Origin of the sequence: Alkalithermobacter paradoxus (assembly GCA_002029295.1) — a bacterium.
Taxonomy (GTDB): domain Bacteria; phylum Bacillota; class Clostridia; order Peptostreptococcales; family Peptostreptococcaceae; genus Alkalithermobacter; species Alkalithermobacter paradoxus.
The window spans coordinates 77,491-99,879 of sequence record MZGW01000006.1 but is presented as its reverse complement, the minus strand read 5'-3'; the positions used below and the strand labels follow the sequence as shown (position 1 = coordinate 99,879).

22 protein-coding genes are annotated in these 22,389 nt (G+C 31.6%); 21 read left to right on the top strand and 1 reads right to left on the bottom strand.

All coding sequences use genetic code 11. The features are described from left to right. The coding region (locus CLOTH_RS10620; protein WP_158080493.1) for a hypothetical protein at positions 1-503 on the top strand (503 nt) is incomplete at its 5' end. A gap of 766 nt (positions 504-1,269) precedes the next feature. After that, the gene (locus CLOTH_RS08090) at positions 1,270-1,806 is read left to right on the top strand and encodes a reverse transcriptase family protein (protein ID WP_331722065.1); all 537 of its coding nucleotides are present in this window, start codon (positions 1,270-1,272) and stop codon (positions 1,804-1,806) included. On the opposite strand, the gene CLOTH_RS08085 is transcribed toward CLOTH_RS08090, so the two are convergent. Continuing rightward, positions 1,775-2,656: an LCP family protein gene (locus tag CLOTH_RS08085; RefSeq protein WP_079412921.1), complete on the bottom strand. Its 882-nt coding sequence runs from the start codon at positions 2,654-2,656 to the stop codon at positions 1,775-1,777. The genes CLOTH_RS08090 and CLOTH_RS08085 overlap by 32 nt on opposite strands. 160 nt (positions 2,657-2,816) lie before the next feature. Between CLOTH_RS08085 and CLOTH_RS08080 the strand changes: the two genes are divergently transcribed. From CLOTH_RS08080 to CLOTH_RS07990, 19 genes are all read left to right on the top strand, one after another. Beyond that, entirely contained in the window at positions 2,817-3,494 is a 678-nt protein-coding gene (locus CLOTH_RS08080) for a YveK family protein (RefSeq protein WP_158080492.1), read from the top strand. A 10-nt stretch (positions 3,495-3,504) separates the two neighbouring features. Further along, on the top strand, positions 3,505-4,218 hold the full coding sequence (locus CLOTH_RS08075) for a CpsD/CapB family tyrosine-protein kinase (RefSeq protein ID WP_079412917.1): 714 nt from the start codon (positions 3,505-3,507) through the stop codon (positions 4,216-4,218). Between the two features lie 8 nt (positions 4,219-4,226). After that, positions 4,227-5,018 carry a tyrosine-protein phosphatase gene (locus CLOTH_RS08070; protein WP_079412915.1) on the top strand — a complete coding sequence of 264 codons (792 nt, stop codon included), beginning with the start codon at positions 4,227-4,229 and terminating at the stop codon, positions 5,016-5,018. Positions 5,019-5,065: 47 nt separating this feature from the next. Further along, entirely contained in the window at positions 5,066-5,518 is a 453-nt protein-coding gene (locus CLOTH_RS08065; RefSeq protein ID WP_079412913.1) for a hypothetical protein, read from the top strand. A gap of 211 nt (positions 5,519-5,729) precedes the next feature. After that, the gene (locus CLOTH_RS08060; RefSeq protein ID WP_331722064.1) at positions 5,730-7,574 is read left to right on the top strand and encodes a polysaccharide biosynthesis protein; all 1,845 of its coding nucleotides are present in this window, start codon (positions 5,730-5,732) and stop codon (positions 7,572-7,574) included. A gap of 60 nt (positions 7,575-7,634) precedes the next feature. After that, a complete protein-coding gene (locus CLOTH_RS08055; protein WP_079412911.1) occupies positions 7,635-8,750 on the top strand; it encodes a DegT/DnrJ/EryC1/StrS family aminotransferase in 1,116 nt (371 codons plus the stop codon). After that, positions 8,751-9,383, top strand: a complete 633-nt coding sequence (locus CLOTH_RS08050; protein WP_079412909.1) for a sugar transferase — start codon at positions 8,751-8,753, stop codon at positions 9,381-9,383. Between the two features lie 36 nt (positions 9,384-9,419). Beyond that, entirely contained in the window at positions 9,420-10,040 is a 621-nt protein-coding gene (locus CLOTH_RS08045; RefSeq protein ID WP_079412907.1) for an acetyltransferase, read from the top strand. Positions 10,041-10,065: 25 nt separating this feature from the next. Beyond that, entirely contained in the window at positions 10,066-11,184 is a 1,119-nt protein-coding gene (locus CLOTH_RS08040) for a glycosyltransferase family 4 protein (RefSeq protein WP_079412905.1), read from the top strand. Positions 11,185-11,295: 111 nt separating this feature from the next. Further along, on the top strand, positions 11,296-12,396 hold the full coding sequence (locus CLOTH_RS08035) for an O-antigen ligase family protein (RefSeq protein WP_158080491.1): 1,101 nt from the start codon (positions 11,296-11,298) through the stop codon (positions 12,394-12,396). Beyond that, a complete protein-coding gene (locus tag CLOTH_RS08030) occupies positions 12,393-13,310 on the top strand; it encodes a glycosyltransferase (protein WP_079412901.1) in 918 nt (305 codons plus the stop codon). Before CLOTH_RS08035 ends, CLOTH_RS08030 begins: the two co-directional genes overlap by 4 nt. A gap of 28 nt (positions 13,311-13,338) precedes the next feature. Continuing rightward, a complete protein-coding gene (locus tag CLOTH_RS08025; protein WP_079412899.1) occupies positions 13,339-14,274 on the top strand; it encodes a glycosyltransferase family 2 protein in 936 nt (311 codons plus the stop codon). Positions 14,275-14,284: 10 nt separating this feature from the next. Continuing rightward, complete coding sequence (locus tag CLOTH_RS08020) at positions 14,285-15,430, top strand: polysaccharide pyruvyl transferase family protein (protein ID WP_079412897.1); 1,146 nt, start codon at positions 14,285-14,287, stop codon at positions 15,428-15,430. Between the two features lie 3 nt (positions 15,431-15,433). Then, positions 15,434-16,978 (top strand): lipopolysaccharide biosynthesis protein, encoded by a 1,545-nt coding sequence (locus CLOTH_RS08015; protein ID WP_079412895.1) that lies wholly within the window; start codon positions 15,434-15,436, stop codon positions 16,976-16,978. Then, positions 16,968-18,170, top strand: coding sequence for a Coenzyme F420 hydrogenase/dehydrogenase, beta subunit C-terminal domain (locus CLOTH_RS08010; protein ID WP_079412893.1), 1,203 nt, complete (start codon positions 16,968-16,970; stop codon positions 18,168-18,170). Before CLOTH_RS08015 ends, CLOTH_RS08010 begins: the two co-directional genes overlap by 11 nt. A 36-nt stretch (positions 18,171-18,206) precedes the next feature. Further along, positions 18,207-19,199 (top strand): UDP-glucose 4-epimerase GalE, encoded by a 993-nt coding sequence (gene galE, locus CLOTH_RS08005; protein ID WP_079412939.1) that lies wholly within the window; start codon positions 18,207-18,209, stop codon positions 19,197-19,199. A 189-nt stretch (positions 19,200-19,388) separates the two neighbouring features. Further along, positions 19,389-19,877, top strand: coding sequence for a COG2426 family protein (locus CLOTH_RS08000; protein ID WP_079412891.1), 489 nt, complete (start codon positions 19,389-19,391; stop codon positions 19,875-19,877). Positions 19,878-19,914: 37 nt separating this feature from the next. Beyond that, the gene (gene galU / locus CLOTH_RS07995; protein WP_079412889.1) at positions 19,915-20,799 is read left to right on the top strand and encodes a UTP--glucose-1-phosphate uridylyltransferase GalU; all 885 of its coding nucleotides are present in this window, start codon (positions 19,915-19,917) and stop codon (positions 20,797-20,799) included. A 139-nt stretch (positions 20,800-20,938) separates the two neighbouring features. After that, positions 20,939-22,318: a tryptophanase gene (locus tag CLOTH_RS07990; RefSeq protein ID WP_079412887.1), complete on the top strand. Its 1,380-nt coding sequence runs from the start codon at positions 20,939-20,941 to the stop codon at positions 22,316-22,318. The last annotated feature ends 71 nt before the right edge of the window (positions 22,319-22,389 follow it).

The following is a 22,389-nucleotide window of genomic DNA, read 5'->3' as shown; positions in this document are numbered from 1 at the left end:
ATTTTGTTGTTCCAAGCTCTGTTTCTATAGTAAATGCAAAAGTTACAGATTCAAACGGAAATCTTCTTAATGTATATAATACAACTACATTTACAGAAAATAGAACTCTTCAAAAAGCAAATGGAGAGCTTGCATCTTATATTGATATACCAGTTAGATTTAGAGCACCAGATAATGTTTCAGATATAAACTTTACTTACAGAATAGGTGACACTCACTTTAATAGGGGAAATAACTGGTACACAGGAAATGATACTTATAATAAAAATATAGGAAGAACAACTGTTCCTATAAATATAATAGCTAGAGATTTAAAGATAAGTCCATCTAGTACAGTGGTAAGAGGAAGTGGATTTTTAGTATCATATATAGTTCAAAACACAGGAAGTCAAGCTACTAGACCATTTAATGTAGTTTTAAGAGATTTAAGAACTAATCAAATTTTAGGAACGCAAACAATAAGTTTAAATGCATTTGAAACACGTGAAGTTGTATTAATATAAAGAATACTGTTCAGAATGTTGAAAAATTATATTAAATCAAGCCTACGATTGAAAGTGTATTTGCAGATTTAAAACAAAAGCATGGATTGCGTTATACAAATCTTAGACGAATTGATAGAGTTCGAATATAGGCTCTGCTTGCTTTCGCATATCTGAATTAAAAAGCTGGTAAACTAGAAGTGGAAAAACTCCAAAAGCCAGCTCTTTTTTTCGATTTTTCTTGTCATACAACATGATTTTTCTAAGTTAAGGTATAGATCATATCCAAGATAAAATATCTGCCCTTTTGGGTGAATTATTTTGCCTACAAACTGGGCACTATCAGAAACTTGATAGTGCTTTTATTTATGTGCGCCCGGCATGAGCGTAATCTTGTCGGTGAAAGTCCGATACGGGGGTTGATAGTGCCAACCGTTAGCTTAAGACAAGGGTTTCCACCGCGGGGTGGAATCTGAAGGAGGTCGGCGACAAAGCTCTGGTCTGACGAACAGAAACTACATATAAGGCATACGCTTGAAAGTGAGTTTGCACAACAAAACAAAGCCCAAAGACTATCCGAAACAGGCGGTGTAAATGTAGCAGATATATAGAGTGGAAGATTACGCTCTTACCCGGGGAGGTCTGATAGATAAGTTATGGATATGAATTTAGAAATAACAACCCATGCAGTAATGTATGACTGAACTATCAGAAGTCACCAGAGGTCATAGTACCACGTAATACGCGTTAGTGTGGGAATGACTGAACAATAGGAAGTTTTGGAATTTTGAAAGATACGAAGAAATATGATGAAAGCAGACAACTTCACAAAGAAGGCTATATACATAAAAATAGAGTGGAACTCAAAGATAATGTAAAAGTGCATAGTATCTCTTCCATGTCTGATAAAGGAAGAAACGATGTCAATGAATATGGTAGTGACTTACTTGAGCAAATATTATCAAGAGATAATATGAATAATGTACATAAGAGAGTAAAAGCCAATAAGGGAAGTCATGGTGTTGATGGTATGACAGTAGATGAACTTCTACAATATCTAAAAGAACATGGACAGGAATTAAGGCAATCACTACTAAAAGGAAGATATATATCACAACCGGTTAGGAGAGTGGAAATACCAAAACCTGACGGAGGAAAGAGATTACTTGGAATACCTACTGTAGTAGACAGAGTTATCCAACAAGCTATCGCTCAAGTTTTAGCACCTATATATGAACCGCCGTGTACCGAATGGTACGCACAGTGGTGTGAGAGGACGCTGAATAAAATAATTATTCAGCTCCTACTCGATAAAACTCACTAACAAGAGCTTTAACACCATTATCATCAAGAACATAATAAGAAATATTATTTATATAAGCAGGTCTTCCAGGTAAAGTAGCATTTTTCATATTCTCTGGATTTACATCTCTAAGCTTTAGACCTAAAGACATCATATCCTTCTTAGACATATCAGAATCAACATATCTATTGAAAGTATCTATATAGTTAGGAGCTTTAAGTATAGATGCAGGAGATAACATCTTCTTAAAAAGTGCCTGCATAAACTGTTGCTGTGCTCTAGTTCTCCCTATATCTTGATCGTTATATCCTTTTCTAAATCTAACAAATTCAAGAGCTTTCTTTCCATCTAACAAATGTTCACCCTTAGAAAACACTACTCTGTTACCTTCTCTCATATCCTGTGGTATATTAACAACAACACCACCAACATCATCAACTGTCTTTTGAACAGCTTCAAAGTTAAGCCTAATATAATGGTGGATGGGAATACCTAAAAGATCTCTTACAGTCCTTACAGCTAAATCTACACCACCGTAAGCGTGGGCGTGATTTATCTTGTCATACCCACTTCTTCCACTAATCACAACCCTACTATCTCTAGGAATAGAAAGTATAGAAGTGTCATTAGTCTTAGGGTCAAAGCTTAGAACCATTATAGTATCAGTTCTACTTCTATTTTTGTTTTCTGAAGATCTAGCATCTATTCCAAGAAGTAATATATTAACTCTTTCGCTACCGCTATCATCAGCACTTGGCTTATCTAAAGAAATATCCTCATCAGATACACCTTCTTTATCTAGCCAAATATAAGTCCCAATGCCTAGCAAAGTAACCATTATCAATAATGCAGCTAAAATACGTTTCAACATTTTACCCTCCCTTTGTATATTTTTCTACATCATATTATATCACATTTTTTGCCAAGGATAAATAAATGTATATACAATTTACTGGTAAATTTCTTGAAAAATGACGAAATATACTATAGAATATAAAACATATATAAAAATTATTAAGGGGAGGATAACGATGGAAGAAACAATTGAACTAAGGGAGTATATCGACATAATAAGAAAAAGAATAGGAATGATCGCTGCAATTACTATTGTGGCTATAATACTAAGTGCTGTGGTTAGTTATTTTATACTAGATCCACAATATGAAACAAGTACAACACTTATAGTAAATAAAGCATATGAAGAAGACAGAATAAATCACAACGATATAATATTAAATCAAAGATTAGTTTCAACATATGGAGAAATAGTAAAATCAAGAGCAGTACTTGAAAAAACTATAAAGGATCTAAAACTTGAAAATGCATATGAACAACTTGAAGGAAGCATAAAAGTAACACCAGTTAAAGATACACAAATAATGAGAATAACTGTATCGGGAAAGGATCCAGCTTTGATAGCAAGAATAGCAAATACCACAGCTAAAAACTTCATAAATGAAGTGACTAGAATAATGAACATAGAGAATGTACAAGTTATAGATGTTGCGAAGATACCTAAAAGTCCAGTTAAGCCTAGACCAAGTCTTAATATGGCTATAGCTGCAGTCTTAGGAATTATGGTAGGATTATTCATTACATTTGTACTTGAATATATGGATAGCACAATAAAGACACCAAAGGACATAGAAAGACACCTAGACATACCAGTAATAGGAGTTATACCATCGAGCAAAGAACTAAAAATATAGAGGTGAAAAAATGAAAAGCTTAATAGTCCACAACAATCCAAAATCTCCAATAGCGGAAGCGTATAGAAATGTAAGAACTAATATATTATTTTCTAACATAGACGAGAACTTACAGACGATATTAATAACAAGTGCAGGACAAGGAGAAGGAAAATCTACAACAATATCTAATATAGCACTTTCTTTATCAGATCTTGGGAAAAAGGTACTTCTCATAGATTGCGACTTCAGAAGACCGTCAATTCATAAAAAGTTTGGCATAACAAATTCTAAAGGAATAACAGATATACTCCTAGAAAATATTGAATATCAAGCATATACACAAAGAACAAACAAAGAAAATCTTGATATAATAACAGCTGGACAAATACCACCTAACCCTTCTGAGATGATAAGCTCAAACAAAATGAAAAGATTATTAGAAGAAATGAAAAAAGATTATGAGTATATACTAGTAGATACTGCACCCATAGGGGTAGTCACAGATGCTGCTATATTATCAACATTCATAGACGGTGTTATACTTCTTTGTGCATCAGGAGAAGCACAGATAGAACATGCAAAGAAAGCTAAAGAAAACTTAGTGAAAGTAGGAGCTAATATACTAGGAGTAATTCTTAACAAATTAGAAATTGAAAAAAATAGGTCATATGGATATTATGCATACTCATATGAAGATGATAGCGATAAAAACACAAGAAAAAAGAAAAGAAGTAAAAAATAGGTGATACTATGATAGATATACACTGTCATATAATTCATAATGTAGATGATGGATCAAGCTCTATAGAAGAATCTATAGAAATGGCAAAAATTGCAGAAAGAGATGGAATAAAAAAAATAATAAATACATCTCATTACCACCTATATTCACATTATGTAACAGGAAAGAGCTTAGAAGAGAAAGTCAATGAATTTAATAAACTACTACAAGAAAAGAATATAGATGTAAAGGTATATGTAGGAAATGAACTGTATTATAGTAAAGAGCTAATATCAAAACTTGATAAGCTAGATTATTATTCACTAAACAATAGTAAATATGTACTTATAGAGTTTCCACCAGATAATCTACCAAAAGACATGGAAGATATAATATATGAATTCAAAATAAGAAACTATATACCAATATTAGCTCATATAGAAAGATATAGTGAAGTAATAGATAACCCAAATCTTGCAAGTGACTATATAAATCAAGGCGCACTAATTCAGGTAAATGCAAGTAGTATATTAGGGAAATTAGGCAGAGAAATTCAAAGCACATGCAAAATATTATTACAAAATAACTGCATACACTTTGTAGCATCAGATGCACACGGATCTAAAAAAAGAACACCTAGATTAAAAGAAAGCTACAACTATATTAAAGATATAATAGGAAAAGAAAAAGCAGATAAGATATTCTTCGAAAATACACAAGCGATAATAGAAAATAAAGATATACAAATAACAAAACCGATAAAACATGAGAAAAAAAGCATAATGAAAACAATAAAGAGCATATTTATAAAGGGCCGCTGATATATCAGCGGTCTTTTTGTTCATACTCAATAAAAAAGGAGGTAAATATGAAAAAAATAATACTAATAATATTAGCACTAGGGATTATATACACATACTCATTCATTACAAGCACTGACTTAAATTATAAAAAAGACCAAATAAGCACAAAAACACTAGAAGATATGGTAGATGAAAAAGAAATAATAACAAACTACAAAGAAAAAATATCGAATATACAAAACAAATACACAGAAAAAATAGAAGCAATAATATCAGGTGCCTTGCAAGAATACAATCAAAATCAGAAAAATAAAACTAGTATAGCCCTTAAGTATTACAACAAATTCAAAAATATCGAGAAGCAATCTGATGAAGAAGTGAAAAAAGTCCTAAAAGACATGGAAGAAGAATTACGATTTAGTAATTATTCAGAGTATATAATACATCTCATGAAACAATATTACGAAGAAAATAAAAACGCTAAGAAGGATTACTATATAGAAAAAATAAGATATTAAGATTGAAAGAACCATAAGTAACAAAATATTAAATGCAAAAATTTTCAGAATTGGAGCATATAATCGAAAAATGGCATAAAGTGTCGTCAAAAAAATGGGAAAAATGTGGCAAAAGGGTTGAAAATATAGGCCCAAGGTATTATACTTAAATAAGTATAAGGAAATAGTGCGGTATTTTGTCATAATGTGTTAATGTAAAGGGGGGAGAAGTTTGGAGCTAATAATGAATAAAATAAGGTTTAGACAAGGGATATTACTGATACTTGATATAATACTAGTTAACATAGCAGCAATACTATCTTTAGAACTTATATTCAATTTTAATACTTCAGTGCAATATGTTACTTTTCTTAAACAGTCAAGCATAATATACACATTCATAATAATAGCTACATTCTATATATTCAAATGCTACAAAAGTCTTTGGAGATATGCAAGTATAGAAGAAATGATATCAATAATAATATCATCCGTATTATCCATGATAGCTATATATAATGTATTCCATTTTACCAAAGCTACACTACCAATTAACTTTTATATCTTAAATACCTTAATGCTCATAGGTCTAACAGGAGGGCTTAGATTCTCATATAGAGCAATAAGAAAGCTAAAGATAAAATACTCTCTAAAAAATGGATCAAGAGTGTTAATAATAGGTGGTGGAGTAGCAGGGGCACTAGTCATCAAAGAGCTGTTTAACAATCCGCAGATAAAGAAATTTCCTGTTGGTATAATAGATGACGATAATACCAAATTAGGAAGAGCTATACATGGAGTACCTGTATTAGGAGATAGACAAAGAATAAAAGAAATAGTAGGAAAGAAAAAGGTAGACGAAATAATAATAGCTATACCTTCAATGAGCAAATCAGAAAAAAGCAAATTAATAGAAATGTGTAAAGAAACAAAATGTAAACTAAAGACACTTCCTGGAATGTACGAAATAATAGATGGAAGAGTAGATATAAAGAATATAAGAGATGTAGACATAGAAGATCTATTAGGAAGAGAACCAATAAAAGTAAATCTAGAAGAAATATCAGACTATATACAAAACGAAGTAGTACTTGTAACTGGTGGTGGCGGTTCTATAGGATCAGAACTATGTAGACAAATAGCAAGATTTAATCCTAAGGAGCTTATACTACTAGATATATACGAAAACAATGCATATGAAATACAACAAGAACTAATAAGAAAATATAAGGACAAGCTAAATCTTAAAGTAATAATAGCATCTGTAAGAGACAAAAAAAGAATGGAACAAATATTTATTGACTATAATCCGAAAGTAGTATTTCATGCAGCAGCGCACAAGCACGTTCCACTAATGGAGGATAGTCCTACAGAAGCTGTAAAGAATAATGTATTTGGAACACTTAATGTAGCAGAGCTTTCAGACAAGTATAATATAAAAAGATTCGTACTTATATCTACAGATAAAGCAGTCAACCCTACAAATATAATGGGTGCAACTAAGAGAATGGCAGAAATAATAATTCAGACACTTAATAAACACAGCGATACAGAATTCGTAGCAGTAAGATTTGGAAATGTACTAGGAAGTAATGGAAGTGTAATACCACTATTCAAAAAGCAAATAGCAGAAGGTGGACCAGTTACAATAACACATCCAGATATAATAAGGTACTTTATGACAATACCGGAAGCAGTGCAACTAGTTATACAAGCAGGAGCAATGGCAAAAGGTGGAGAGATATTCGTACTAGATATGGGAGATCCAGTCAAAATAACAAATCTTGCAAAAGACCTTATAAAGCTTTCAGGACTAGAGCCAGATGTAGATATTGAAATTAAATTCACTGGACTTAGACCAGGAGAGAAGTTATACGAGGAACTATTAATGGCAGAAGAAGGACTAACAGGAACAAAGCATAAGAAGATATTTGTAGGAAAACCAATAGATATAGATGTAAAGGCATTATATAATGAGCTAGAAATATTACAAAATGTAGTAAGGAATGAAGAAAATGAGCTTGTGGATATAGTAATAAAGAAGATGGTGCCAACATACACAAAGTCTGTTAGCTGATGGAATATTTTAAAGTAATACGCAAAGCTTAGTCAAAAAGGTAGTAAAGGAGTATTAAAAATGGAAAGCAAAAAAATATATCTTTCATCCCCGCATATGAGTGATGAGGGTTATGAAATGGAGTATGTTAAGGAAGCTTTTGATACAAACTGGATAGCACCACTTGGACCGAATGTAAATGGATTTGAAAATGAATTTGCAGCAAAAATAGGATCAAAAGCAGCGGCAGCACTTTCATCAGGAACAGGAGCCATACATCTTGCACTTAAAGCTTCAGGGGTTGGCAAAGGAGATATTGTATTCTGTCAAAGTCTTACTTTCTCAGCCACAGCTAATCCGATTATATATCAAGATGCGATACCAGTATTTATTGATAGTAACTATGAAACTTGGAATATGTGTCCTAAAGCGCTTGAAAAGGCCTTTGAAAAGTATCCAGAAGTTAAGGCTGTTATAGTAGTTCACCTTTATGGATTATCAGCAGATATGGATGAAATTGTGGAACTTTGTAAGAAACATAATGTAGTACTTATCGAAGATGCAGCAGAAAGTTTAGGAACTTATTATAAGGGAAAACACACTGGAACATTTGGTAAGTATGGGATATTCTCTTTTAATGGAAACAAGATTATTACTACTTCTGGTGGTGGAATGCTTGTTTCTGATGATGAAGAAAGAATTGAAAAGGTAAGATTTTGGGCTACACAATCCAGAGATACAGCAAGACACTACCAGCATAGCGAATTAGGGTTCAATTACCGTATGAGTAATGTCGTTGCTGGGATTGGTAGAGGACAGCTTAAAGTTTTAGAGCAAAGGGTTGCCAAGAAGAAATATATATTTGAATTTTATAAAAGAGAACTTGGTGATCTTGAAGGTGTAGAGTTCATGCCTGTTAATGAGTGGAATGAGCCGAACTATTGGTTGAGTTGTATGATACTTAGCGGAAAAGTTAAGCCAATTGATATAATGGAAGCACTCGAGAAAGAGAATATTGAGTCAAGGCCTGTATGGAAGCCAATGCATATGCAGCCATTCTTTGCTGAATATGATTATGTTGGTTCTGATGTGGCTGAGGAGTTGTTTAAAAATGGAGTTTGCCTGCCATCTGATACGAAGATGATGGATGAAGATCTTGAGAGAATTTGTGAGATTATAAAGGAGTTGTGGAAGTAGATGAAGCGAAAGAAAGGGTTCTATGAAAAGTTCATAAAAAGACCACAGGATATTATTCTTTCTTTGACTGCACTAATATTGCTTAGTCCAATACTTATCATTGTTGCCATTTTAGTGAGAACAAAGCTAGGTAGCCCTGTATTATTCACTCAAGACAGACCAGGACTAAATGAAAAGATATTCAAAATGTATAAGTTTAGAACTATGACAGATGAAAGAGATGAAAATGGAGAATTGTTGCCTGATTCAGTGAGGCTTACTAAGTTTGGAAAGATGTTAAGATCCACTTCTTTAGATGAACTTCCTGAGCTATTTAATATTATTAGAGGAGACATGAGTATTGTAGGGCCGAGGCCACTGTTAGTTCAGTACTTAGAACTTTACAATGATCATCAAAAAAGAAGACATGAAGTAAGACCAGGTCTTTCAGGTCATGCTCAAGTCAATGGTAGGAACGCTATTAGTTGGGAAGACAAGTTTAGATTAGATATCGAATATGTAGATAATATTAGCTTTGTAGGTGATTGGAAGATTATTCTTCTTACTATTAAGAAAGTGTTTATCAGAGAAGGTATTAACTCTGATACATCCGTTACTATGGAACATTTTAGAGGAAGTACGCTAGAGTGTTAGAACTTCAAGATTATTTTCAATAGGAGTATGTTTACTATGAAAGAAAAGTTAATTATAATTGGTGCTAGTGGGCACGGAAAGGTTATTGCTGATATTGCAATAAAAATGAATAAGTGGCAGAGCATCGCATTCCTCGATGATGACGAGGCTATTAAGACATCTATGGGGTTAGAAGTTATCGGTAAAACCGCTGATGCTTTTACATATAAAGATGAAGCTGATTTCTTTGTTGCTATAGGCAACAATGCAACTAGGGAGAAGGTACAAGAAAGGTTGATTGAAGAAGAGTTAAATGTAGTTAGTTTGATTCATCCAAGTGCGGTTATTGGTATTGGTGTTGAAATAGGCATTGGAACTGTTGTAATGGCGGGAGTCGTTATAAATAGCTCAAGTAGAATTGGAAAAGGATGTATTATCAATACAAGTTCTAGCTTGGATCACGACAATGTCATAGAAGAGTATGTGCATATATCCCCTGGAGTTAATATAGCTGGAACTGTAAGCGTTGGAAGGGGAAGTTGGCTTGGAATTGGAAGTATTGTAAGCAATAACGTAAACATCTGCAGTGGTTGCAAAGTAGGTGCAGGGGCTGTGGTGGTTAAGGATATTACTGAACCTGGGACGTATGTTGGGGTTCCGGTGAGGAAGATAGATTAAATAATATTTGATTGGAGAATTGGGAATGAAGATATTATATGTAACTACAATTTCAAATACAGTAAATGCATTTTTGATTCCCCACATCAAGATGCTTATTGATGAAGGACATCACGTTGATGTTGCTTTTAATATAGAACAGGAAGTTAAACCAGAAATATATGAGATGAGATGTAAAATACATCAACTACCATTACAGAGATCACCACTTAAGAGAGATAATTTTAGAGCTTATAAAATGCTAAAAAATATTATCATCTCTGAAGGATATGATTTAGTACATACCCACACACCAGTTGCTTCAGCGATTGTAAGGTTTGCATGTAGAAATTTAAATAATGTAAAAGTGTTTTATACCGCTCATGGTTTCCACTTTTTTAAAGGGGCACCTATTCTTAATTGGCTAGCCTATTATCCAGTTGAAAAATGGCTTGCTAGATATACAGATACTTTAATTACTATTAACAAAGAAGATTATGAGAGAGCTAAAAGTAAATTTAAGGCTAAAAGAGTTGAATATATACCAGGCGTCGGGATAGACTTGGAAAAGTTTAACACATTAGAAGTTGACAGAGACTTAAAACGTAGTAAATTAGGTTTACCCAAGGATGCATTTGTTATTTTGTCAGTAGGGGAACTTAATAAAAATAAAAATCATGAGGTTATTATTAGAGCAATTGCTAAGATAAATAATCTTGATATTCACTATGTTGTTTGTGGCGAAGGTCAATTAAAGAGATACTTAAGAGACTTAAGTAAAGAACTAGGCCTAGAAAATCAAGTGCATTTATTAGGGTTTAGGAAAGACATTCCTGAGATATGTAAAATATCAGATATATTCGTTTTCCCTTCATATAGAGAAGGTCTATCGGTTGCTTTAATGGAAGCTATGGCAAATGGATTGCCAGTAGTGTGTTCTAAGATCAGAGGGAATTCAGATTTAATAGAAGATGGAAAAGGTGGATATTTGGTTGAACCTAGGGATATAGAAGGGTTTGCTAAATATATTAAAGAGTTGATAGAAAATAGCAGGTTAAGAAGTGAGTTTGGTGAATTTAATCTTAAAAAGATAGAGAATTATTCTATTGAGAATGTTTTGAAAGAGATGGAAAATATTTACAAACTATATGATGAAGGTGTTTAAATGAGGTTATCTATAAAAAAATTAAAACTAAATGACTTGCTGATATACATGTTGATACCAATTAGTTTTTTTTCGTATGAACGTAGTTTATATCGAAATTATTACCAAGTAATGATAATGAGTGTTCTTCTTTTAGGAATTATTGCGTTATTTTTTAATTCAAATAACTTTAAGATATCTAATATATATGGGAGAAATTTAAAAAGAAATATTGAAGTTCATTTTCTATCGATATTATTGATATTTTCAACTTTAATTGCATCAATAAAATATGGGATGATTACATTTACAGGACTAATTATAGTGATTTCGACGATATTGAGTCTATATGTTTTTTATCTTTTCATACCTATATTAATTTATTCAGATTTAGACAATAAAACCCAAAAATTGATTAAGTTTATAACTTTTTTTTCATTAGTATCAATTGTTATAGGAATTCAAGGAAGCTTTCTAGGCTACAATCCAACTCATTATAAAAGAATTGCATCAATTTTCTTTGACCCAAATTACTTTGGTACAATAGCGTCTATTGGATTTATACTGTCAATTAATCGTAAAGGGAAATATAAGATTTATGCTTTACTTAATATGTTAGCACTATACTTTAGTGGATCTCGTGCAGCAATGATTGCTTTAATTTTTGTTATGATAATTTTCTTTTTTTATAACAAAAAAATAAGATCTAAAACTATTTTTAAATTTCTTTTACTAGGAATTATCACGTACTTTGCAATAGGATTTTTAGCGGATATTAATTTTTTTAGGATATATCATGGGTTGAGTTCAAGAGACTATTTGTGGAGATTATCATTTGAACTTATTCTTAACGAACCTATATGGGGCTATGGTTATGGTTCAGTAGCTGATTTAATTAGATCAATGGGCGCTCAAAATGCAAGTTCACATAATTCATATTTAGATTATATAATAATGTACGGCATACCAGCCTTTGTAATTAATGTATTCATTATTTTAAAAGCTACTTTTTTAGGCATTAAGAATAAACTACCCCAAGAAATAACTAAGTCTATTTTATTTTTATTAATTGTTGCTAACTCAATATCTATAAACCTAGGTGGATTAGGAGTATTATCTTTATTATTAACATTGTTTTTAGGATTAAGCAATATGGCATCTTGTGGCAATATGTATGAGTTGAATGCTAAAGATGATCCCCCAAAAACGTTAGAAAAGAGTGAGGAGCTATGATTAAAATACTATTTATGCGTAGTGAAAATGCATTCCTTCCAGAAGTAGATGCTTACATAGATTACTTTAATAAAACTAAAGAATTTAATGCTTATGACTCATCAAAAATTAAAGATTATAAGTTGGAAGATTTTAATGTAATATGGGAGTTCAAAGGCTTTGGTGGCGTTAAGAAAAATAAAAATCAAATACTTATTCATGAGTATGCTTCCTTGTCTACTGGTAGATTTCCAATACCTAAAAACTTAATAAAATCAAAATTTAATCCTAAGCCTGATTTAAGAATTTTTCTAAATGAAAATGTCAAAGAAGGATTTAATTTTAATGACAGTGTGGATTTCTGCTATAGAGATATGGGGATTGACGAGCAATTTATATCACAAGTTGAGGTTGAAAAAGAATACGATTTTGTTTATGTAGGATCTATTTGTAAAGAAAGAGAAATGGACAAGTTCTTAAAGTTATTCACAGAGAAAGACAACGGTAAATTATGTTTAATAGGTAATGTAGAAGATGAAATATACAGCGAGTACAAAGATCACGAGAACTTAATTTTCACAGGAAAAGTTTCGTATTCTGAAGTACCTAAAATTGCAGCTAAAGCAGAGTATGGAATTAACTTCATGCCTGATAAATATCCATTTAACATTCAAACATCAACAAAATTATTGGAGTACTTAGCCTTAGGGTTAAAAGTTGTAACAACAGATTATAAATGGGTAAGGCAATTTGAGGAAAAACATAATTGTTCTTTTTATAAATTAGATTACAACAATTTGAGTTTTGATAAGGACAGTATCGAAAAACATGACTTTTTTAGTGGTTTTAAAGCACAAGAGTATTTATGGACGAAAGTTATTGAGGAGTCGAGAATAGTTAAGAACATAATTGAAAAATACAATAGTAGAGTGTAGTTTTTTAAATTTGACAGGGGGATATAGGATGAAACCAAAAGTTTCTATAGTGATTCCAGTATATAATGGAGAGAAAAGTATAGGAATATCGTTAAAATCTTTGTTAGAACAAACAGATAAAAATTTTGAGGCTATTATAGTTGATGATGGAAGTAAAGATAAAACCAAAGATATAACTTTAGAACATATAAAATTAGACAGTAGATTTAAGTATTTTTTTCAAGAAAATGCAGGAGTATCAGCAGCAAGAAATAAAGGAACGCAATTAGCAACAGGAGAATTTATTACATTTCTAGATTCAGACGATTTTTATGAAAAAACTTTTATCGAAAAAATGGTTAATAAGATAGAAAGCGAATCAGCAGATGTGTGCTATTGTGGATATAATATAGTTTCCCCGAATAAATCAAAAATTAAAAAAACAAAATTTAGATCAAAAGATTTATTACTAGATTATATTTTAGGGAGAGTATCAATTCATACAACAGGATGGATGATTAGAAAAAAACTAATTGAAGAATTTGACATTAAGTTTCCTGAAGGTATATCATGGGGAGAAGACTTTGAGTTTTTTTGTGAAGTTTTATCCCATTCAAAAAAAAATACTTGTGTAAAGGAATATTTAACAAACTACAGAGTAGAATTTGAAGAAAATCGTCTTTCAAATTTTTCTATGGATAAGTTAGATAAAGATTTTATTTCTATTCAACGTATTGCTGAAAAACTTGATTTTATGAATGATAACATAATAGAAAAAGCACTACTTAGTTATAGGCTTCAAGCTTTGTTAGTATATAGGTTATTATTAGCATTTCAATTTAATGTAAGTAAAGAAGAAATTTTAAACTATTATGAAAAATATAAAATATATCTTAAAAACAATAATTGGAATAATGGAATTAGAAGCGTTAAATTAAATTTCTACAAAAGAAAGCTTTTCATGAAAATAGGAGAATTAAACTAGGGAGGCTAAGATGAAGAAAATAGGATTATTTACAATTAATGATTATAACAATTATGGAAACAGGCTACAAAATTATGCTACTCAGGAGTATCTGAAATCTCTTGGCTTTGAAGTTGAAACGGTTAAAAATTTCACTGCATATTCTAAGTATGTCAACAAGCCTAATTTTGTTAGTAGGACTAAAAATTTGATATCTATGCCACCTGGTAAAGCATATAAAAAGATAAAAGACAAATTATTCGAAAAATTCAATAAAAATCTAATAGATAATTTAGAACAACAAAGAATTAATAACTTTAAAAAGTTTACAGAAAGTTATATTTTTGAAACAGATTTTTTTATTACCGATGCTGATATTCCAAATGATCTAGGAAGATTATATGACTGTTATGTAACTGGAAGTGATCAGGTTTGGAATCCATATAACTTTAGAACATCAGAAATAGACTTTCTGACTTTTGCTCCTAAAAATAAAAGAGTTGCTTTATCTGCAAGTTTTGGAATATCTAATATACCAGACAATCAAATTAATAGGTATAAGGAGTGGATTTCAGGAATAGAATACTTATCTGTAAGAGAAGATGATGGTGCAAAAATAATAAAAAGGTTGACAGGAAGAAGTGCACCGGTACTACTTGACCCAACTATGCTCTTAGATAAAAAAGAGTGGTTAAAAGTGGCGAAAGCTGCATCAAATGAACCTAAAAAAAACTACTTACTGACATATTTTTTAGGAGGAGTCCCAAAGGAATTTAATAATCAAATTAACCGTTTAGCAAATAAAAATAATTTAGAAATAATTAATTTGTGTGATATAAGTGATAAAGAAGCTTATATTGCTGGTCCGAGTGAGTTTATAGACTATGTTGCAGATTGTAAAATATTTTGTACAGATTCATTTCATGGTGCTGTTTTTTCTATTTTATTTGAAAAGCCTTTTATAATATATCAAAGGGAAGGCTCAATCTCAATGTATTCTAGAATTAATACACTTCTTGAAAAATTTAAGTTGAACAATAGAAAAGCAGAAAATATATTTACAGATGAAGATGCCTTTAAAGTTAACTACTCTCATGTGCCAGAAATATTAGAAGTAGAAAGAAAAAAAATCCATAATTTTTTAAAAAAAGCTTTACGTGTTGAGGATGAAGATTAAGATATGAAAGTGAATCAATTAAAAGTAGGAGCTGCTTTATCGTATATATCAATGGTGATAGGATATGTTGTGTCAATAGTTTATACTCCTATAATATTAAGGTTGCTAGGGCAAAGTGAATATGGGCTTTATAATTTAGTAGCATCAGTTGTTGCTTATTTAGGAGTACTAAACTTTGGTTTTGGTAGTGCTTATATGCGTTACTATTCAAGGTATAGAGTTCAAGAAAATAAAAACAAGATATATAAGCTAAACGGGATGTTTTTGATTATTTTTTCTATTATGGGTCTTGTAGCAGTAGTGGCAGGTAGTATATTGGCGTTTAATACTGAATTGGTTTTTGGAGAGGAGTTTACTAATACTGAACTATCGAGAGCTAAAACTCTGATGGTTATTTTAGTGGCAAATTTAGCCATATCTTTTCCTAATATGGTGTTTTCTTCTTATATTACAGCAAATGAAAAATTTGTTTTTCAGAAATTAATTCAAATGCTTAAAGTTATTGTAACTCCATTTATTGTTTTACCTGTTTTGATAATGGGTTACGGTTCTATAGGAATGGTAGTTGCTACGACTTTTCTTAACATGTTTATTGAAGTTATCAATGCAATCTATTGTATTAAAAAGCTAAGAATGAAATTTTCATTTTCTAGTTTTGATTTTAAGTTGATGAAAGAAATGACCGTATTCTCATCATTTATTTTTATCAATTTAGTAATAGATCAAATCAACTGGAATGTAGATAAATTTATTTTAGGAAGATTTCATGGTACTACATCAGTTGCTATTTATGGGATAGCTGCACAACTAAATACTTATTATTTGACTCTGTCAACTGCTATATCTAGTGTGTTTATCCCTAGAGTACATACAATAGTAGCAAGTTCTGATGATAATGATGAATTAACAAAACTATTCACAAGAATAGGAAGAATTCAATTTATTATACTTTCATTAATATTAACAGGGTTTATATTTTTGGGTAGACCATTTATTAATATGTGGGCAGGTAATAATTATAGTGACTCATATCTAATAACATTATTGCTAATAATTCCTGTTACTATTCCTTTAATTCAAAATATAGGAATTGAAATACAACGAGCAAAGAATTTGCATCAATTTAGATCTTGGGTTTATTTTTTTATTGCGCTTGCAAACTTAGGCATAACTATACCATTAGCAAAAATATATGGGGGTATTGGAGCCGCAATGGGAACTGCAATTTCACTTATTATTGGAAATGTAGTAATCATGAATATTTACTACCATCTTAAAGTTGGTTTAGATATGAAGTTCTTTTGGAAACAGATATTTAGTTTTACTCCTGCATTGATAGCCCCAGTTATCGTGGGAGGATTAATAAATTACTTTTTTAACCTATATAGATTATTTAATTTTTTAGGATTTGGAATAATTTATATTACGGTTTTTAGCGTATCAATGTGGTTTATTGGTATGAATCAATATGAAAAGGGTTTAATCCGTAAACCGATTAAAAGGTTGTTTATTAAACTAGCGATTGGTGGTATTAATTATGATAGATAAAAAAATTAAATTAAACAGAGATTGTATGGGGTGTCACGGATGTTTAAACATATGTCCTGAAAACTGTATTTCTATGGAAGAGGATAAAGAAGGTTTTTTGTATCCTAAGGTTGATTATGGTATATGCATTAATTGCAATCATTGTATAAATGTATGTCCAATAATTAACAAGACTTTAGTAGAAAATAACCCATCAGCATATGCATGCATAAATAATAATGAAGAAATAAGACTTGCGAGTTCTTCAGGAGGGATATTTACTCTAGTTGCGGAATATGTGATTGATAAGGGTGGTATTGTTTTTGGAGCATGCTTTAATAATAGATTTGAGTTAGAGCATGATTACGTAAAAACGAGAAAAGAACTTAGTAAACTAAGGGGTTCTAAATACTTACAGAGTAAGGTGGGAAATTCTTATAATAAGGCTAAATACTTTTTAGATTCAGGAACAAAAGTATTGTTTACTGGAACTCCTTGTCAGATTGAAGGGTTTAAGGCTTTCCTAGGCAGAAAAAAGTATGACAATTTAATAACTATAGATATTATTTGTCATGGTGTACCTTCGCCAAAAGTATGGAGAAAGTATGTTGAATTTCGTGAGAGGAAAGCCGATTCACTTACTCAGAGAATCTCTTTCAGACTGAAAAATGAAGGCTGGAAGAGATACTCTGTATCATTCTCATTTAAGAATAATACAGAGTATCGCAGAAATTTAAATGAAGATTTATACATGAAAGCATTTTTAAAAGATGTCTGTTTAAGACCATCTTGTTATGACTGTGAATTTAAGACACTAAATAGACAAAGTGATATTACCCTTGCAGATTTTTGGGGAATTGGAAACATATTACCTGAAATGGATGACGATAAAGGAACTTCATTAGTATTTATTAATAGTGAAAAAGGACGAAAGATTTTTAATAGTATTTCAGGAGATATGAAATTTAAAGAAGTAGATATATATGAAGCTGTTAAATATAATTCAGCAGCAATTAAATCAGTTCAAAAAAACCCTAATAGGGAAAAATTTTTTGATGATTTATATAGCTTAGAATTTGACGAATTAGTAAAAAAGTATTGCGCTGATAGTCTAAAGGTTCGTATAAAAAATAAGGCGAAAGCAATTCTTATAGGTATATTGAGTAAAATAGGGATGCTTGGTGTAGCGAAAAAGATTGTTGGAAGAAATTAGTTGGATTATGGAAAACGGGAGGTAGCCGTAATAAATATGAACATATTAGTAACCGGAGGCCTAGGCTTTATAGGTAGCCATACAACAATAGAACTTATAAAAAATAATCATACAGTAATAATCGCTGATAACCTTATCAATTCAAAAATTGGAGTACTAGACAAGATAGTTACCATAACAGGCATCAAACCAACTTTCTATAAGATAGATGTGACAGATGAAGCAAAGGTAGAGGAAATCTTCAATAACCATAAAATCGATGGTGTGATTCACTTTGCTGGCCTTAAGGCAGTAGGCGAGTCTGTTTCTAAGCCACTTGAGTATTACTATAATAATCTAGTATCTACTATGGTGCTTAGCAAAATGTGTGTGAAGTATGGAGTAGGTAAATTTGTCTTTAGTTCATCAGCAACAGTCTATGGTGATCAACCTTCACCACTCAAAGAAGACATGGAACTAAAAAAGACAACCAATCCATATGGTGAAACGAAGGCTATGAGTGAGAGAATCTTAACTGATACATCTAAGGCTAATGAAGAATTTGCAGTTAGTCTATTAAGATACTTCAACCCAGTAGGCGCTCATGAGAGTGGTTTGATTGGCGAGGATCCTAATGGTATTCCAAATAATCTAATGCCTTTTGTAACCAAAGTAGCTAAAGGACAGTTAGAAAAGCTAAATGTATTTGGCAACGATTATGATACCATTGATGGAACAGGTGTTAGAGATTACATTCATGTAGTGGATCTTGCGAAAGGTCATGTGAAGGCTATTGAGAATTTGAATAGTGGAGTGAATATTTATAATCTAGGAACTGGTACAGGCACTTCTGTCTTAGAACTTGTAAATACTTTCATAAAAGTTAACAAGATCGATGTTCCTTATGAAATTGTTGGAAGACGTCCTGGAGATATAGCTATATGTTTTGCTGATGTAAGTAAAGCTGAGAAAGAATTAGGATGGAAGGCAGAGTTAACTATAGAAGACATGGTTAGGGATGCTTGGAACTTCGAGAAGAAAAATATATAGATCAGAAAAAAATGATGCTAGGCACTTAATTCGCTTTAGTAATAAACAACTGTTTACAAATGTAAAATATAAGAAATATTATTTGAATATACAAAATAAATGTTATATTAGAAAGAGCTTAATTTTAGGTATTGAATAAACACGGTATTTCAAGAATTTAAATAAGGTGTTTTCTAAAGGGGAGTAATAATGGAAACTTTCTTAAAAGAAGTAATAAACTTTTTAACCATAGAAATAACAGTTTTATTAACTGCAGCAATGCCAATAATAGAATTAAGAGGAGCCATTCCAGTAGGTATATCCCTAGGAATGTCTCCGCTTCATGCTACTATAATAAGCTTTTTGGGTAGTATGATTCCTGTTCCATTTATATTATTTGCAATAAGACCTATATTTAATGCAATGAAAAAGACCAAGTTATTAAGTCCTATTGTAGATAAACTGAGTAGTAGATCAATGTCAAAAAACTCACATAAGATACAAAAGTATGGTGCATGGGCACTTATTCCTTTGGTAGCTATTCCTTTACCTGGAACTGGGGTTTGGAGTGCAAGTCTTGGAGCAGCATTATTAGATATAAGGTTTAAATGGGCATTTCCTGCTATTTTGGTAGGTAACTTAATGGCTGCTATTTTGATAATGACTTTAAGTGATACAGCATTTAGATTTTTTGTATAGAATTTAGATAGCTTGAGAAGAAAAAGGAGGAAGATACATGAAAGTACGTAAAGCCATAATACCTGCGGCGGGCCTTGGAACTAGATTTTTGCCAGCTACTAAAGCTCAGCCTAAGGAAATGCTTCCTATAGTTGATAAGCCAACACTTCAATACATAATAGAAGAAGCTGTAGAATCTGGCATTGAAGAAATACTTATCATAACAGGTAGAAACAAAAAAAGTATAGAAGATCACTTTGATAAATCAGTTGAACTAGAACTTGAGCTTGAAACTAAAGGAAAATACGATTTATTAGAAGAAGTTAGAAATATATCTGATATGGTAAATATCCACTACATAAGACAAAAAGAACCTAAAGGACTTGGTCATGCTATATACTGTGCTAAAAGCTTTATAGGAAATGAGCCGTTTGCAGTTTTATTAGGAGATGATATAGTATATAATCCAAACAAGCCTTGTCTAAAGCAGATGATAGAAGCTTATGATAAGTACAAAACATCCATATTAGGTGTTCAACAGGTGAAAAAAGAAGATGTATCTAAATATGGTATAGTTGATGGAAAGCACATAGAAGATAGGATATATAAAGTTGAGGGGCTTGTTGAAAAGCCATCTATTGAGGATGCTCCTTCTAATGTAGCTATTTTAGGTAGATATATAATTAATCCTGCTATATTTGAAATATTAGAGCATACAAAGCCTGGAAAAGGTGGAGAGATACAGCTTACTGATGCTTTAAAAGAGCTTGCAAGTAAAGAAGCTATGTATGCATATAATTTTGAAGGAAGAAGATATGATGTAGGAGATAAGTTAGGATTTTTAGAAGCTACTGTGGAGTATGCTTTAAGAAGAGAAGATCTTAAGGATGAGTTTCTAAACTATTTACTAAAAATTACAGGTGAAAAAGTTGATAGCAAGTAGAGGGATAAAAATCCCTCTTTTTTAGTAATGAATAGGAAATTATAGACTTTTTTATTCTGTGAAAACATTTTCAATTGCTTGAATAGTTTTTATGTTATAATAATATATGACATAAAAAGTATATGAAAGGGGAATGAAAATGAGAAAAGTGAAAGCTGAACCTTTTAAAATTAAGATGGTTGAGCCTCTTAAGGAAATATCTAGAGAAGAAAGAGAAAAAGCTTTAATTGAAGCTGGATACAATCCATTTTTACTTAAAGCTGAAGATGTGTATATAGACTTATTAACCGACAGTGGTACTGGTGCTATGAGTGATAGACAGTGGGCTGGTATTATGATGGGTGATGAGTCTTATGCTGGTAGTAGAAACTACTATAACTTACTTCATACAGCTCAAGATATATTCGGGCATGAATACATAATACCAACTCATCAAGGAAGAGGAGCAGAGCAGGTACTATTTCCTCTTTTAATTAAGCCTGGTCAATATGTTCTTGGTAATATGCACTTTGATACTACTAAGGCTCATATAGAGTTAGCTGGAGGAAAAGCAGTTAACTTTATAACTGATAAGGCTCTTGATACTATGACTTATGATCCTTTCAAGGGAAATTTTGATCTTGAAGGTATGGAAAGTTTCATAAAGAATAATGATGTTAAAGATATAGCTTTCATACTTATTACTGTAACTTGTAACAGTGCAGGTGGGCAACCTGTTTCTATGGAGAATATAAAGGCTGTTAAGGAAATGGCTGATAGATATGGAATTAGAGTGTTCTTAGATGCTGCTAGATTTGCTGAGAATGCTTACTTTATAAAGGAAAGGGAAGAAGGATATCAAGATAAGAGTGTTAAGGATATAGTTACTGAAATGTTCTCTTATGCTGAAGGATTTACTATGAGTGCGAAAAAGGACGGTATAGTAAATATCGGAGGACTTTTAGGTGTTAAGGAAGATGAAAATCTTTATATAGAAGCTAGAAGTAGGCTTGTTCCACTTGAAGGTTTCCCAACTTACGGAGGACTTACAGGTAGAGATATGGAGGCACTTGCTATAGGTCTTCGTGAAGGGGTTCAAGAAGATTATTTAGCTTACAGAATTGATCAGGTCAAGTATCTTGGTGACAGACTTATAGAGGGTGGAGTTCCAATTCAGTATCCAACTGGTGGTCATGCTGTGTTTGTTGATGCTAAAAAGATGCTGCCTCATATTCCATATCATCAATTCCCTGCACAAGTTCTAGCAAATGAGCTTTATCTAGAAGCTGGAATAAGAGGTGTTGAGATAGGTTCATTCCTTTTAGGACGTGATCCAGAAACTAATGAGCAGCTTGAATCTCCTCTTGAGCTTGTTAGACTTACTATTCCAAGAAGAGTGTATACTTACAATCATATGGATGTTATTGCTGATGCACTTATATCTATTAAAGAAAGAGTTCATACTCTAAAAGGACTTGAGTTTACTTTCGAGCCAAAGGTATTAAGACACTTTACTTCAAGACTTAAGCCAGTTGAATAGTATTTTTGGCCCTAAGGATTATCCTTAGGGTTTTTTGATATTTTTTTGAGAATGAGGTATTATATTTTATA